The organism is Clostridium fessum (assembly GCF_027698965.1).
Taxonomy (GTDB): domain Bacteria; phylum Bacillota; class Clostridia; order Lachnospirales; family Lachnospiraceae; genus Otoolea; species Otoolea fessa.
This window is the reverse complement of sequence record NZ_JAQEQF010000001.1, coordinates 216,965-231,565: the sequence shown is the minus strand read 5'-3', so window position 1 is coordinate 231,565 and position 14,601 is coordinate 216,965. Positions and strand designations below refer to the sequence as shown.

The following is a 14,601-nucleotide window of genomic DNA, read 5'->3' as shown; positions in this document are numbered from 1 at the left end:
GGGTCAGCTCCTTTCCAAATCCTGTAATTTCTGCTTTGCGTTTTTCTTCTGCGCCTTTTCCTTGTCAGCCCTAAGCTGCGCCCGGATAGAGGGCTTCTTTTCCGGCTTCGCTTCCTTGCCGCGCTCTTTGTCGGCTTTGACCGCGTTAGCCAGGTCAACAAGGGAAATTGTTTCTCCCGCCTTAACCTTTGCTTCCAGTTCGTCAACGGTAGGGGTGTTGTTGATGATACCGTCAAAGTTGTTGTCGTTCTGCTCTACGGTGTCCTCGATATGCTTCAAGGGGTTTGCCTTTTCCGGCTGCTCTGCGGCAACAGCAAACGCCCGCGTCCCGTTCCCCATAATCAGATACTTTCCGTCGTCCGACTGGTGGTGAAAGCCATATCCGGCGGCTTCTATCTGCTCCCGGCTCATGGCGGTCACATGGAAAGTCCCCCTCGGTGTCTGGATTGTTTCGCCCGTTGTCAGCTCGTCCGGGGTAAGCTGCTTCTGCTCCTGTAAAAACTCCGGCACTTGCCGGAAGCCTACGCTGTCAACGTAATGCGCGGTGTCCTGTCCGTTCTGATGAAGCACTACCACGTCCGAAACGGAAAGGCTGTGTCCCTTAAAATCTTTTGGGTGGTCGATATTGAAGCGGGTATAAATATCTTCAAGGGAAGTTTCCGGCGCAAGGGGCGCGGAATAGACAAGCTCATAGTTCGCTTTATCAACCACATTTCCCGCCGCCTGCAGGCGGTCGTAAGGCTCAAAGCGGAAGTCCCTTGTTTCGTCCCCGCCCTTTATCTGGTAAATGGAAAAGGTGTCCTTGTCCTGTCCGGTGGTCTGCGCCGTTTCCTGTGCCTTTGCGTAAAGCTGCTTTACGTCGCCCTCGGTCAGCTCGCCGCTTTTGAGCTGCCCCATAAGCTCGCGGCATTTCTCCGGCGTTCCCGTATAAAGCACGTCGCCCATTTTCGCCCGCCCGTTCTCCTGTGTCACATAGGCTTGCAAGAGGTGGCTGTTTTCCCGGCTGTCGCTGTAAGGGTTCCGGCGCACTCTGTAAATCGTTTCCGGGGTAAAGGCTTCTTTCGGGGCTGCTTCCGGCTTTTCTTTCCCGGCTGTATCTGCTTTTTTCGGGGCTTCCGGCTGTGGCGCGGCTTCTTGTCCCTCTCTGGTGGGCTGCTCCTGTCCGGCGGTCTGCTCCTTGTCCTGTGCCTTTTGCAGCTCCGCAAAATTCGCGTCTATGGAATTGATAATCTCGGCGGCTGCGCTGCGTATCGTTTCAAGGGAGCTTTTCAGCTCGGACAGCTCCCGCCCGCTGCTCCACCCGGCGACATAGCCGAAAGAATAGTCCGACGTGTCAAGCCCGTAATGTTGGCAGACGGTATAGGCGACGCTTTCCGCTTCGACTTCGCGGGTGCGGCGGTCAACGCGGGGTTGCTCGTCCTTTGGCGCGTTGAGGTCAATGTCGTGCAGCTTCGCATGGGCGATTTCGTGAATGGCGGTCTTTAAGGTCTGTAATTCGCTCATGCCCTCGTTGATAGCAATGCGCTTGTCCTCCAAGTGGTAGTAGCCATGAGAGCCGCCCTCGATATTCTCAAAGGCGATAGGAACGGGGGAAGTCTTTTCAAGGGCTGCGAAAAAGTCCTTATAGCGGTCAACGTCGCCTGTCAGTTCGTCAACGGCAATGTCCGGCAGTTCCTTTCCCTCGGTCTGGGAAACGTCAAAGACGGATACCACCTTGTAGGCGGGTATGGTGATTTCCTTTTCCTCGGTGACGGGCTTTCCGTCCTTGCCGATTATGGGCTTCTGCGTGTGCGGGTCGATTTTCTGCATTTCCTGTTTGATTTTATAGGGCGACGGGGCAATGATTTTAATTCCCTTTTGCCCTCTCATCACATTTCGCTCAAAGTTGTTCTTCCAAGCGGAAAAGCCCGCCAAAAGGGAAGCGTCCGGCTTCTGCATGGCGATAAGGACGGTGTTTCGGAAGCTGTAATTATGGAATTTTGACATGACTTTCAGATATTCCTTGTAACGCTCGCTGTCAAAGAGTTCCGTAATGCCCTGTTCCAGACGGTCGGTAATCTCTTTTAATTTCTCGGCGGGCTTCCCGGCTGTCAGCACGATAGGGATAACCGGGTGCGGCTCCTGTGGCTGCTCTGCGGCGGTTCGGGCGGTCTGCTCTGTGGCGGCTGCGTCCATAAAGGTCTTGTCCTGTCCGCCGCGTTCCGGCTGTGGGAAGCTCATAACGCGGTATTCTTTGGGTATCTCGTTTTCCGTTCCCCGATACCATTCGGTAAAGGTGTTCTGATTGTTATAGATATAGCCCTGTTCGGTAAACTGCCCCTTATCCTTGCTAACTGCGTCCCGCCCGTATTCTTCATACTTGAAATATTTCTTTGCTTCTTCGGGAAGCTCCAGCTCGTCCAGTTCGTCGATAAGATAATAACCGTAATCTTCTTCGCTGCGGACAGTGGGATAGAGCCAGTAACAGTCAAGGTTTTGTGCAAGGTTGATAAGGTCTTTCATGCTTCCGGCATACTCGCCATGTGTAACCGCCGCCGCAAATTTATCCTTGTCCCCGTCACTCTGCATTTCCAGAAGTTTTCCAAAATAATTCAGCTCGTCCATGCTTGCGCTTTGGATAACGGAAAGCGGCAAGTCAAAGGGGCAGTCCTCCGTAGAAGAATACCCGTTGATGAAAAAATCCTGCGGATTGTCTGCGGTAATGCCGACGCTTTCCATAGCCGCATGAAGCTGCTCTGTTGTGGTCGGCATGGGAAGCCACACGCCGCCCGGTTTGCCTGTTTCAAAGCGGCTGCGGCTGTCGATAAGAATTGAAAACTGCTCGTTTATGGTTTCACGCTCCTTTCTCTGTTCGGTGTCCTGTGGCGGCTCTGCTGTGGTGGGGGCTGCTTTTTCAGCGGTAGGCTGCGCCCGTTCCTCGCCCTCGATAGCATAGCCCGGTAAAAGCTGCCCGTTTACTTTGAAATGCTCTGCATACTCTGGCGGGATAGGCGGCGATACCTCGGTGAATAAATGCTGATAGGCTTTGATACGCCCATTCAGATATTTTTCCATAGCTGCCTTGTCTGCAAAGACTTTCCTTTCCTGTCCGGCGATTTTTGCCTGTCCGTAATTGTGGGGGCTGTTGGTGTAAATACTCCATGAAAGCGTCCACGAATAGGGAATGGATTTCTCTTTTTCCCTGTCATACCGGGTATTCTCGGATATGTGGTAGCGCATTTGGTAGACGCGGTTGCTGATGTGCTTCCCGTAGTCCGTAGCTTCCCACTGGTTCGCGGTATGCGTAGCTTCGGGTGTCCTCACATACTCAATGGCTTTGTCAATGGCAAGGGTCTTTCCCGCCTGTTCGTCCCATGCCGCCGCCTGTTCTTGCAAGGCTTCAAAAGCTGCCTGTTCAGCCGCCGCGTATTCTTCCCGCAATGCCTGTAACTGTTCTAAGGGCAGGGCGGTAAGCCCGGAAAGGTCAGCGGTCTGTTCCTCAAAATAAATATTTCGCTCTATCCGCATACTGTCAGCCGGGTCTAACTTGTCACGCTCAAACATGGAGTAACCTTTTTTCTTTTCCATTCATTCGCTCCTTTCTGAAATGGCGGCGCACCGCCGCGCTTTTGGGGTTCGCCCCGTACTACGGTGGGCTGTGCGTTATGCCAACAATTTTTTCATTTTTTTAGAGGGTTTGGGAAACTTCCCAACAAGCAAAATCCCCGTCCGGCGCGTCAGCGGCAGGACAGGGATTTACGGAAGTGGGTACCCGCTTCCTATGCTTGCTATTCAAGTTTTTAGTTCTTCTGTACTTCGATACGGTAGTTGACGTATTTCCCGCCAGTGTCAGCCAGAACGATAGTTCCGTCATAGGTCTTGCCTGTTTTCGGGGAATAGAGCTTCTTCACATTCACTTTGCCGGATTTAAGGAGCGCGGCGGCAATCTTCGCGGAAAAAGCGGTCTTGCGTTCCTCGAAAAAGCGGTCATTCTTCCACATGACAAAGGCACATTCTTTGTTGCTGCAATAATAGTTTTTCTTCCCCTCATGGACGGGGGAACCGCAACGGGGGCATTTGCCGACAGAGGGCTTTTCCTCCCGGAACAAATCCTTTTTCCCGTCCAGTGCTGCGGCGTGTGTCTGCACAAGCTCCCGCGCCATAGCTTCAATGCCGGACAGAAATTCGCCGGGGTCTGCGGCTCCCTTTGCTATCTGCGTCAGATTGTTTTCCCATTCTGCGGTAAGCTGCGGGGAAGTGAGCATATCCGGCAAGACTGATATAAGGGCGGCTCCGTTCTGCGTGGGGATAAGCTGCTTCCCCTTGCGCTCTGCAAAGCCGCCCTTTACCAGTTTTTCAATGACGGCGGCGCGGGTGGCGGGAGTGCCAAGCCCCCGGCGTTCCGCGTCCGGGTCGGTGTCCCCGTTCCCGGCTCGCTCCATAGCAGAGAGAAGCGACGCTTCGCTGTGGGGCTTCGGCGGCGTTGTGGTATGCTCCGTTACTTTTGCGGCGGGGTTAGGAAAGTTCTGTCCCTCGGAAAGCTCCGGCAGCGTCACGCCCTCATTTTCCCCGTCCTCTGCTTCGGGCTTATCTTTCAGCGTCGCCCGGTATCTGCGTTCAAGCTCTTTCCAACCCTCCGCAAGTACGGTCTTTCCCCTTGCGGTGAAGTCTGTCCCGGCGCATGAGAAAACCGCCGTAACCGCTTCATAAATATGCGGCTCGGCGGTGGCAAAAAGCAGACGCGCCCCCGCAAGGGTAAGGATATTCTTCTCGCTTTCCGGCAGCGCGTCCGGGTCAGCCTTTGCAAGCTCCATAGTGGGAATGATTGCGTGGTGGTCTGATACTTTCTTGCTGTCTAATACCTTTGCAATCTCCGGCGTGAAGTCCGCGCCCGCCATAAAGGGGAGCTTTTCGCAAAGCAGCGCGATAATGTCCGCTGCGGTGCCGCCCATGTCGTCAGTAAGAAAGCTGCTGTCCGTCCTCGGATAAGTAAGGAGCCGCTTTTCATAAAGGGATTGTGCAAGGTCAAGGGTCTGCTTTGCGGTGTAACCGAAAATGCGGTTCGTTTCCCGCTGCAAAGAGGTAAGGTCAAAGAGCTTTGGCGGGGCTGCGGTTTTCTTCTCTCTGGTAAGGGAAACGCATACCGCCTTTCCCGCTTCGCAAGCCCCTTTCAGCGCGTCGGCTTCTGCCTTGTCCGAAATCCTTTCGCTTGCCGCGTCCGCGCCGGATAAATCAAGGCGAACATGATAATATTTTTCTTTCTGGAAATGGGAGATAGCCGCGTCCCGGTCGGTGAGCATTTTTAAGGTCGGGGTCTGGACGCGCCCCACGTTCAAGGTCTTTCCATACAGGCAGGAGAAAAGCCGGGTGGCGTTAATGCCGATAAGCCAGTCAGCCTTTGCGCGGCAGAGGGCGGACGCAAAGAGCGCGCCATAGTCCCGCCCGTCTTTGAGGGAAGCAAAGCCCGCCTTAATCGCCCCGTCCTCCATTGAAGAAATCCACAAGCGGCGCATGGGCTTCTTGCAGCCCGCCACTTCGTAGACAAAGCGGAAAATCAATTCACCCTCGCGCCCCGCGTCACACGCATTTACCACTTCGGAAACGTCGGCGCGGTGCATAAGCTCTTTAATGGTTTTGAATTGCTTCCCCTTGTCCGGGTCAACGGCGTACTGCCATTCCTCCGGCAGAATGGGTAAGCTGTCAAAACTCCATTTTTTATATTGCTCCCCGTAGGCGGCAGCTTCCGCAAGCTGTACCAAATGCCCGACGCACCATGAAATGAGGTAGCCGCCGCCCTCGATATACCCGTCCTGTTTCCCCTTAATGCCAAGCGCGGCGGCGATAGTCTGCGCCACGCTCGGCTTTTCTGCAATCACAAGTCTAAATGCCATGAAAAAATCCTCCTTTCAGCGTTCCGGCGCGGTGTGCTTCTTCTCCTGTGCCTGTTTCAGACAATAGCCGATACAGGGGGATTGCGCCTTATAAGGGCAACGCATACACGCCGGGGATTTTGGAACGGGCGGCGCACTGTCACGCCGCCCGGTGGGTCTTTGTACCATCATTTTTTCTAAAGGGTTTTCGGTAAAAAGCGTCATGCTTCCTCGTCCTCCTGTTCTTCATCAGAAAGCCCGTCCCCCTCGTCCTCGTCGTAATCGTCAAAATCGAAATCTTCAAGGTCGGTGTCGCCCTTGACGTTCTGCTTTGGCTTCATAAACTTAAAATAATAGAACGCGCCCCCGCCGCCAAGAAGTGCCACGACAAGGAAAAGCACAAGCCCGCCTGTATTGCCTTTCTCTTTGGGCTGCTCTGTTGGTTTCTCGGTTTCCGGCTCCGCTTCCTTGCCGCTGCAAGCGGTCATGTTGTCCTTGCAGACAGGGCAGCTCACATTTACCTTTCCGGCTTCGCATTTATCGGTGCAACTGCAAACGGCGGGCGGGGCTGCTTCGGTGCTTCCGTCCTCCATGAGTGCCATAAGGTCGGCTTCGTCCACTTGATTAAGGAAATGTACGGTGTCCTCGCCCTCGTCGTCCCGGTCGATAAGGATATAAAAGTAATTGCCGTTTTTGGTCGTCACTGTGATAAGCTGCTTGTTGCCGCCGAAATCGTCTACAAGGGTCGCGTTCCCGTCCGGGGTAAGGGGTTCTTCCTTTTCGGGTTCCTCATAGACAACGCCGCTGTCGTCGGTCGCGTCCTGTCCCTCCGGGGTCTGTGCAAAGGCGGTGACGGAAAAGCCGCCCGTCAGCATGAGGGCGGCGCAGAGTGCGGTCAAGGTTCTAAGGATTTTCTTATTCATTCTCGGTGTCCTCCATTTCTTCGGTGTCGTGGTCTGCGGGTTCTGCGGGGTAGCCCGGCGCGGCTTCCATGCCCGGAATACCGCCGCCGGAAAGCATAGCGGAAAGCTCATGCGGGGAAAGGCGCATGGAGCGCACAAGCTGTACGATTTGCAGGTTTTCCGCTTCGGTTTTCTGCGCTTCAAGCCCCCTTAATCTGTTCTGGTACTCGGTGATTTTCTCGCGGGTCTTTGCAATCTCTTTGTCGATACGTTCAATTTTGTTCATAGCCATCAATAAATTTCTCCTTTCTTTGCTCAAAAATATGTTAATTCCAGTTCATCAGCCCATAGCCTTTGATACAGGAGTAATTGACGGGGTAGCTCTTTATCTTGCAGGCGTCGCCGGAATTGCCCTCGACGGTATAGACGCGCTCCCCGTCCGTTCCGATAACAAGCCCCACATGGTCTGCGCTCCCGTCCCCGTCCCAGTCGAAAAAGATAGCGTCGCCGGGGGCGATATTCTCATAGCCCCTCGCGCCCCATTGCCCGCGTGACTGGAACCAGGGTACGCCCTGTGACTGGCACCCGGCAAAGCGCGGCTCGCTCTTTCCGGCTTGATTGTAGCACCATGAAACGAAACAGGCGCACCATTCCACGCGGCTGTTAAATCCGTACCAGCTCCAAAAGGGTCGCCCGCCCACGTTGCCGACTTGCCGCTTCGCAAGGTCTACAACGGCGGTGTTGCCGGGGCGTGTGCCGTTTACAAGCTGTACGCCGCTTAAATCCTCGGACGCGCCCATATCGGGGGAGCCGCCGCCGAAAATCAGCGGTTTGTTTCCGCTTGTTTCCAGATAGACGCGGTACATTTCAAGCTGCTGTGGCGTTAGAAGTTCCTCCGCAATCTCGGAAATGGGCTTGTTCGTCAGCTTCACGTTGAGGATATGGTACTCGTAGGGTACTTCCTCGGTGGTCGTTTCCCCTGTTTCCGGGTCTGTGCTTGTTTCTGTGCGGTAGCGGATTTCCGTTTCTTCTGTCAGCGTCAAAGTGTACTGCATGGCAAAGACGCGATTTAGCTCTGCCTGTGCGCTCTGCGGGGTGTAGGTCTGTAAAAGGGCGGTGAGGTAGGACGCTAACTCATGGGGGTTATGCCCGATACTGTCAAGGTCATAGCGGTATTCGTCATAGCCGGGGTGGGTGCTTTCGATATTGTCAATCTGCTGCTGAAGCTCGTTTTCCTTTGCGGCGTAATTGTTCTCCGTCGCCACAAGGTCGCTGTCCTCCGACGTGTAGGAAGTCCCAAGTATGCCGTTCATCAAGCCGGAGAACATGGAACCGCAAGAGGAAAGCCCCGCCGATACCATGATGAATAAGAGTAGCGCGGCAACGGCGATACATACGCCCGCCGGGTGCCGCCCTACAAAAGCGATTGCCTTTTTTGTTTCCTCGGCGGTCTTTTTTGCCGCCTTGCGGGTGTTCTCTGCGGCTTTCTGCGCCGTTTTTGCGCCGCCTTTCCTTGCCGACTTTGCATACTGCCGCTTGATTTGCTGCTTCTGCATGAAGCGGGAAAGGGGATTGCCCGCAATCTGCGGATTGTCATGCAGGGCTTTATGGTACTGAAAATCCACATTCGCCTTGAACGCCGCTTTCTCTGCCTTTGCCGCCGCCCGGTAGGGTTTGAGCTTGTGGCTGTGGTAGCCCTCCTTGACTTTCCGCGCCCCGTACTTTGCGCCGCGCTCTGCCAGTTCTTCGGATTTGTGCGCCCCCTCAACGCCGGAATTGTCCTTTTCAACGGAATGTATCTTGTTGTGGACGAAAATACCCGCTTCCTGTGCGGGGCGGGATAGCGGGTTATTGTGGGGCTTATTCTTTCCTATGGGCTTTTCCTGTTCCTCAAAATGTAGGCGGGTCTTGCCTTTCCCGGTGGCTTCATCAAAGGTGCGCTCCCGTACAAGTTTCTTTTCTTTGGGGATAGCCGCCTTTGCCGCGTCCAGACGGTCGGCTGCTTTGTCCGATTTTCGGATATACCTTTCAAGCTCCGGCGTTGCCCGTTCCTCGTCGGTAAACTGCAAGCGGGAAGATTTTTCTTTTGCTGTGGCTTCTGCCTGTGCTTTCCTCGCCGCCTTTTTGCTCGCCTTTCTGGTACGCGCCCCGTCGATACGTTCCAAGACGCGCTCGGCTGCTGCGGTGTCCTGTTCCCGTTCTGCCCCCGGCGCATGGGGAAGCGGCGGCGTGTCGGTTAAGGGCGGGGAAGTTGCGCCGCCCGGTAGGGGCTGCGCTGCCTGTTCCGGCTGCGGTGGGGCTTCGGTCTTTGCAAAGTCCGCGTCCCTTATCCGCTTGCTGATACGTTTCTTTTTCCCGGTAGCGGCGTTTACCTCGACAGCCCCCTCGCGGGTCATTTTCTGCGTGACTTTTTCACGCGCCTTATATTGTTTTATGTGTCTGTCCCTCCAATCCGCGCCCTTGCAAGGGCGCAATACTCGGCGTTTATCTCAATGCCTATATAATGCCTGTCAAGCTGCTTTGCGGCTGCCCCCGTCGTGCCGCTGCCGAAAAAGGGGTCAAGCACAACGCCGCCTTTCGGACAGCCCGCCTTGATACAGGTTTCGGCAAGTTTTGGCGGGAACGCGGCGAAATGCCCGCCCTTGTAGGGAACGGTATTGATAAGCCACACGTCCCGCCTGTTCCGCATGGTCGGCATGAGGGCTTCGTCGTAGTAGCTGCCGCTTCGCGCCCGGTTAAGCCCCTGTACGTTCCCCTGTCCGGGTACTTCGTCCGCATATTTCTGTCCCGCGCTGCGCCCGGTGCGGTACCGCGCCGCCGTTGTGGGGGCTAACGGCTCGGCTATGGCGGCTGCGTCATAAAAATACTTCTTTGACTTCGTAAGCAGAAAGATATGTTCATAGCAGCGGGTAGGGCGGTCTTTCACGCTCTCCGGCATGGGGTTTTCTTTCTGCCAGATAATGTCGCTCCGTAAATACCACCCGTCAGCGCGTAGGGCAAAGGCTAAAAGCCAAGGGATACCGATTAAGTCCTTTTGTTTGCAGCCGGAAACGCGGTTGTTTCTTGCAATCTGCTGTCCGTTTCTGCCTTTCGGGTTCTTCGGGTCTGCATGGTAGCCTTTATTTCCTGTGCCGCAGTAGGTGTCCGCGATATTCAGCCAGAGCGTACCGTCAGAACGCAGTACCCGGCGCAGCTCGCGGAAAACCTCGGTCAGCCTGTCAATGTACTGCTCCGGCGTGTCCTCCCGCCCAATCTGCATATCAAGCCCGTAATCCCTAAGCGCATAGTAGGGCGGGCTTGTGACGCAACAGTGTACGCTTTCCTCTGGAAGCTCCCGCAAGGCATAGAGCGCGTCCCGGTTGATGATTGTGTCAGTTTTCAGCCCGTTCATGCTTCGCCCACTTCCTCCGGCTTCGTCGTCATTACCCGGTAAAGCTCGGTGTCTTTCGGGAAGCGGTCTACAAAGGGCAGCACCACGTTCCCGTAGAAGATAAGCCCCTCGCCCGCTTCGGTGTGGGTGACATACTTCATCTGCTGCGGGGAGATGTTGAGCTGCTTTGCAAGGATAGCCCGGTCGCCCGCCGCCTGATTGAGCATGAGGACAAAATCAGAGTTTTCAAAGATATTCTCCACTTCGCGGGAAGCAAGCAAATCTTTGACGTTCTGCGTGATTGCTGTGGGTATGCCGCCCCATTTTCTGAAACGCTTCCAGATTTCAACGGAATAGGCGGCGGTCTGTTCCTCTTTCAAGAGAAGATGAAATTCGTCCATAAAATACCGGGTGGATTTCCTTTCTGCCCGGTTGACGGTGACGCGGTTCCATACCTGGTCCTGCACAATGAGCATACCTAATTTTTTGAGCTGCTTCCCAAGCTGCTTGATGTCAAAGCAGACAAGGCGGTTTGAAAGCTCTACATTCGTCCTGTGGTTAAAGACGTTAAGGCTCCCGGAAACATAAAGCTCCAACGCCGCCGCGATACGCGCCGCTTCCGGCTCCGGCTGCTTCAAAAGCTCGTTGTAGAGGTCGCCCAAGATAGGCATTTTCTCCGGGTCGGGGTCTGCAAGGAAAGGGCGGTACACGTTCCTAACAGCGCGGTCAATGACGGTCTTATCGACGGGCTGCAAGCCCTCCTTGCCGCCTATGACAAGCTCGCAGAGGGAGAGGATAAAGTCGGATTTCAGCGCAAGGGGGCTGTCGTCCTCGCTGTAATTGAGGTTAATATCCATAGGGTTCACATACTGGGGCTTCCCGTCAATGCCCTTGCCCGTAGGCGATAACCGTATCACTTGCCCGTCAAGCCGCTGCACAAGGGAAAAATACTCTGCTTCCGGGTCGCAGATAATTATGTCGTCGTCGGTAATGAGGAAAGCGTTTGTCATTTCCCGTTTGGCGGCAAAGGATTTCCCGCTTCCCGGCGTACCCAAGATTAAGCCGTTGGGGTTCTTTAGCTGCTTGCGGTCGCAGAGTATCATGTTGTTAGACAGGGCGTTTAAGCCGTAATACAAAGCCGCGCCCGTCTGAAAAAGCTCCTGCGTGATAAAGGGGATAAAGATAGCGGTGCTTGACGTGGTAAGCCCTCTTTGAATGGGGATAAGGTTCTCCCCAAGCGGTACAGAGGACATAAGCCCCGCTTCCTGTTGGTAGTCAAGGCGGGTTAAGGCGCAGTTGTTCTTCTGTGCAATGCCCGCCGCCGCGAATACGTCATTTTCCAGTTTCCTTTTTGTGTCTGCCATGTTCACCACAAGGAACGTCAAGAGGAACATTCTTTCATTCCGGCTCTGCAAGTCCTGTAAGAGGTTCTTCGCTTCGCTGCCGAAAGTGGCAAGGTCGGACGGGATTATATCCATGTCGTAGCCGCTGCGTACCGCTTTTTTCTGTTCTTCGATTTTCATTTTGTCAAGGTCGGTGATTTTCCGCTTGATTGTCTTTATGGCTTCGGTCTGGTCGATACTGTGGATATGCAGATTGACGATAACGCCCGTTTCCAAGTCCAGAATGTCAGATAAGATACGGTCGTTTAATTCCGGCGCAAGGATTTCAAGGAATGAAACCGCGCCGATTTTGCGCCCCATGCGGAAATACCGCCCCTCGCCAAAACGGAAAGAGGACGGGGCGATAAAGTCCTTTGTGGAAAGCCCGGACGGGGCAAGCCATGAAAAATCAAAGGCAAACTGCCCGCCCTCCGGGTGGAAAATGCCATGCAGCATTTTAAGGCGTTCATAGCCTGTCATGGGGCGGGCAGACACGCCCAAGAGCTTAAAGTTGTTGAGTACGTCCGTTTCGATACGGGCAAGGCGGGATTTCGCCGCGCCCAGACTGTCGGCTTCAATGGCAAAGGTGATATATTTTGCTTTGACAAGCCCGTTGTTGCCCTTTGCAAGCTGGTTTTTCAGCATATCCCGGTATTCTGTGCGGATAGAATTGAAAGCGTCCTCCTGTGCCGGGATATTGACCGCCTTTTCCGCTTCGCCGCGCTGCGTCCCCTGATTGATGAAAGAGAGCTGCACCGAAACGGAAGCGTCAAAGTAGTTGAGGAAGTCGCACCAGTTCTCAAAAATGGCGGTCTTGTCGTCTGCCTGTGCAAGCTGATAGTTAATATCTTCAAAGGCGACGGTCTTTGAGTATTTCCGTCCCGTAACCTTGCAGATACCGTCCGGGTACATCTGGATATAAGGGATTGTCTGCTGCGCGGTGTGCGCTTTCCCGTCGCCCTTTGCCTGTCTGATGATTTCCGCAATCTGCTTTTTCTCGGCGCGGGTGAGCTTGCGGGGCGGGTTAGGCTTTGCGCTTCCCGCCGCGCTGTTTCTTCGTGTTTCCTTTTGCAATCGCTGATACCTCCTTTTCAAGTTTTCTCTGCCGTTCTAAGACGGAATAAAAGTTGTCTGTCCTGTATGGTCGTTCTTTGGGGGCTATGAATTTCGTCTGAATGATGTTCTTCACCACCACTTCAAGGGGCTGTCCATGCTTCTCATACATGGCAAAGAGGAAACAGGGCAGCATGACGGCAATCATAGCCATAGACGCAAGGCTTGTGCCTGTGCTGTCTTTGAGCAGAAAGAAAAGCGGCAAGCCGAACAGGAGAGCCGCCGCAAAACATACAATCTGCCGTTTGGTAAGGTTGAACGCTACTTTTGTCTTGACTTTGGATAAGTCTTTGGGTACGGGTACATACGCCAAGTGAAAACCTCCTTTCTCTGGGTTTGGTGTTGCTGTAACTTCCCATAAGGGTAATCAAGGCAAAGGTCAATCTATGCCCTTTGCCCGCCCGTATTATATGGGGGTTATCCGCGTCAAGGTCGGGTCGTATTTTCGCCGCTTCGCTCTGAAAATCTCCACCCTGCCCTTGACACGCCGCTAATGCGCGGAGAATATCGACTTCGCCAGTGCGCCGGATTTGAACAGGGAGAAACAGAGGATAACGGTATAGGCTGCAAGGGAGAATATCGCGCTGTGCAGATTGTCCGCTATTATCATGTTGTTTACCAGAACCGCGTAAATGCCGACGCATATCATAATGAGGAAGCCTTGAAAACCGATAGCGAACAGGGATTTGAGGTAGTTGTTTCCTATCTGCCCCCATTCCCGGTTCGTCATTGTTGCAAACGGGATAGGCGATACCGAACAGTAAAGGTAAATCTCTATCATGCGCCCGTAGAGGATAACGGTTATCAGTACGGACATGATTTTCATGCACAAGCTCACAAGGCTTGTTTCCATGACAAGTAAGAGCAGTTCGGGGATTTCCATAGCGTCAAGCCCGTCCTGCATGGAAGCAAGGGCGGCGGCAACATCAATCTCTGTGCTGCCGCCGATTACCCCCGCCGCGCCGGAAACAACGTGCTGCGCCATATCGAACACCGCCATAGTGATGTCAAAGGTGTGCGTCACAAGGTAGACTGCCACAAACGCCTTGAACACCCACTTGAAGAACATGGAAGTGTCAACGTCGTGCATATTGTTCTTTTCCGTTACCATGCTGATAAGCTCATAGCATAGGACGTAGGTAATGACAAGCCCCGCAATGGGTACGATTACATTCTCACTAAGGGTCTGTATCATGGAGAATATATTTGCGTTCCACCCTTGCGGGGTCTGCCCTACCTCTGCGGCGATAGTGCCGACTTTCTCGTTTACGTCCCCGAACATAGTTGACAGATTACCGTTTATGGCTCCTATGAGGATTTCCTTTATCCATTCGTTAATCGCGTCAAGTATGCTCTGCATAAGCCTTTACCCGCGCTTCTTAACCGAACAAGCCGGAAAGCAGCGGTACAAGGGTCATGCCGATAAGGGCAACGCCGCCGCCCGCCATAAGCTGCTTCATGCCCTGGCTCTTCGCGCCCGGATTGTCGTTGCCGTAGCCCTCCATGAGATTGATAACGCCCCAGATACCAAGCCCGGCTCCAAGTGCTACAACAAGGGTCTGCAAAACGTCTACTGCGCTATTGAAAAATGCCATAAATAAATCCTTTCTGCCGCGTCTGCGGCTGTCCGGCAAGCGGACAAAAGGCGGTCAGCGTATGCCGCCGCATAAAAAAACCGCCCTCTGGTAAAGGCGGCTGTCCCCGCGCTGCGTAAGTTCTGCGGCGCGGCGGTATTCAGTTGTAGGGGGGTGCGGCTCCTGCCGCTGTGTGCTGCGCCGGAAAGTAGGGGCGCGTATCATGTAGCCGATATTGATATATGTGATTGCTTCGATTCCTCCTTTCGGTGTCCCGCTGTGCTGCCGGACGGGTATTATTCAGACTTGCGGGAAGTGAATAGCTTGCATAGCAAGGTGTTCGCTTCCCGCAAGTTCACAAAGGGGTAGCTGCCGCAAGGCAGCGTAGGGGAAGTGTAGCTTCCCCTGTCC

The 14,601-nt window shown here is 54.1% G+C and carries 11 protein-coding genes; all 11 read right to left on the bottom strand.

Features of this window, described 5'->3' with window-relative positions:
* Positions 1–3: 3 nt before the first annotated feature.
* The 11 genes from PG862_RS01040 to PG862_RS00990 all read right to left on the bottom strand — a co-directional run bounded on the left by PG862_RS01040 (position 4) and on the right by PG862_RS00990 (position 14,211).
* Positions 4–3,567 (bottom strand): YodL domain-containing protein, encoded by a 3,564-nt coding sequence (locus tag PG862_RS01040; protein WP_002569179.1) that lies wholly within the window; start codon positions 3,565–3,567, stop codon positions 4–6.
* Between the two features lie 212 nt (positions 3,568–3,779).
* The gene (locus PG862_RS01035) at positions 3,780–5,870 is read right to left on the bottom strand and encodes a DNA topoisomerase 3 (protein ID WP_002569178.1); all 2,091 of its coding nucleotides are present in this window, start codon (positions 5,868–5,870) and stop codon (positions 3,780–3,782) included.
* A gap of 15 nt (positions 5,871–5,885) precedes the next feature.
* Entirely contained in the window at positions 5,886–6,074 is a 189-nt protein-coding gene (locus PG862_RS01030; protein ID WP_002569177.1) for a hypothetical protein, read from the bottom strand.
* On the bottom strand, positions 6,071–6,772 hold the full coding sequence (locus tag PG862_RS01025) for a DUF4366 domain-containing protein (RefSeq protein WP_002569176.1): 702 nt from the start codon (positions 6,770–6,772) through the stop codon (positions 6,071–6,073). Before PG862_RS01025 ends, PG862_RS01030 begins: the two co-directional genes overlap by 4 nt.
* Positions 6,765–7,043, bottom strand: a complete 279-nt coding sequence (locus PG862_RS01020) for a DUF4315 family protein (protein ID WP_002569175.1) — start codon at positions 7,041–7,043, stop codon at positions 6,765–6,767. The genes PG862_RS01025 and PG862_RS01020 overlap by 8 nt, the downstream gene beginning before the upstream one ends.
* Before the next feature lie 34 nt (positions 7,044–7,077).
* Positions 7,078–9,147, bottom strand: coding sequence for a C40 family peptidase (locus PG862_RS01015; protein ID WP_002569174.1), 2,070 nt, complete (start codon positions 9,145–9,147; stop codon positions 7,078–7,080).
* Between the two features lie 35 nt (positions 9,148–9,182).
* The gene (locus tag PG862_RS01010) at positions 9,183–10,142 is read right to left on the bottom strand and encodes a DNA-methyltransferase (RefSeq protein WP_002569173.1); all 960 of its coding nucleotides are present in this window, start codon (positions 10,140–10,142) and stop codon (positions 9,183–9,185) included.
* Positions 10,139–12,577, bottom strand: a complete 2,439-nt coding sequence (locus tag PG862_RS01005) for a VirB4-like conjugal transfer ATPase, CD1110 family (protein ID WP_002569172.1) — start codon at positions 12,575–12,577, stop codon at positions 10,139–10,141. Before PG862_RS01005 ends, PG862_RS01010 begins: the two co-directional genes overlap by 4 nt.
* The gene (locus PG862_RS01000; protein ID WP_002569171.1) at positions 12,528–12,929 is read right to left on the bottom strand and encodes a PrgI family protein; all 402 of its coding nucleotides are present in this window, start codon (positions 12,927–12,929) and stop codon (positions 12,528–12,530) included. Before PG862_RS01000 ends, PG862_RS01005 begins: the two co-directional genes overlap by 50 nt.
* Positions 12,930–13,106: 177 nt before the next feature.
* Positions 13,107–13,976 carry a VirB6/TrbL-like conjugal transfer protein, CD1112 family gene (locus tag PG862_RS00995; protein ID WP_002595174.1) on the bottom strand — a complete coding sequence of 290 codons (870 nt, stop codon included), beginning with the start codon at positions 13,974–13,976 and terminating at the stop codon, positions 13,107–13,109.
* A 19-nt stretch (positions 13,977–13,995) separates the two neighbouring features.
* Positions 13,996–14,211 (bottom strand): Maff2 family mobile element protein, encoded by a 216-nt coding sequence (locus PG862_RS00990; RefSeq protein ID WP_002569168.1) that lies wholly within the window; start codon positions 14,209–14,211, stop codon positions 13,996–13,998.
* Positions 14,212–14,601 lie beyond the last annotated feature (390 nt).

Coding starts and splice junctions, on each gene's coding strand:
- PG862_RS01040 (WP_002569179.1), bottom strand. CDS start 3,567: ATGGAAAAGAAAAAAGGTTACTCCATGTTTGAGCGTGACAAGTTAGAC.
- PG862_RS01035 (WP_002569178.1), bottom strand. CDS start 5,870: ATGGCATTTAGACTTGTGATTGCAGAAAAGCCGAGCGTGGCGCAGACT.
- PG862_RS01030 (WP_002569177.1), bottom strand. CDS start 6,074: ATGACGCTTTTTACCGAAAACCCTTTAGAAAAAATGATGGTACAAAGA.
- PG862_RS01025 (WP_002569176.1), bottom strand. CDS start 6,772: ATGAATAAGAAAATCCTTAGAACCTTGACCGCACTCTGCGCCGCCCTC.
- PG862_RS01020 (WP_002569175.1), bottom strand. CDS start 7,043: ATGGCTATGAACAAAATTGAACGTATCGACAAAGAGATTGCAAAGACC.
- PG862_RS01015 (WP_002569174.1), bottom strand. CDS start 9,147: ATGACCCGCGAGGGGGCTGTCGAGGTAAACGCCGCTACCGGGAAAAAG.
- PG862_RS01010 (WP_002569173.1), bottom strand. CDS start 10,142: ATGAACGGGCTGAAAACTGACACAATCATCAACCGGGACGCGCTCTAT.
- PG862_RS00995 (WP_002595174.1), bottom strand. CDS start 13,976: ATGCAGAGCATACTTGACGCGATTAACGAATGGATAAAGGAAATCCTC.
- PG862_RS00990 (WP_002569168.1), bottom strand. CDS start 14,211: ATGGCATTTTTCAATAGCGCAGTAGACGTTTTGCAGACCCTTGTTGTA.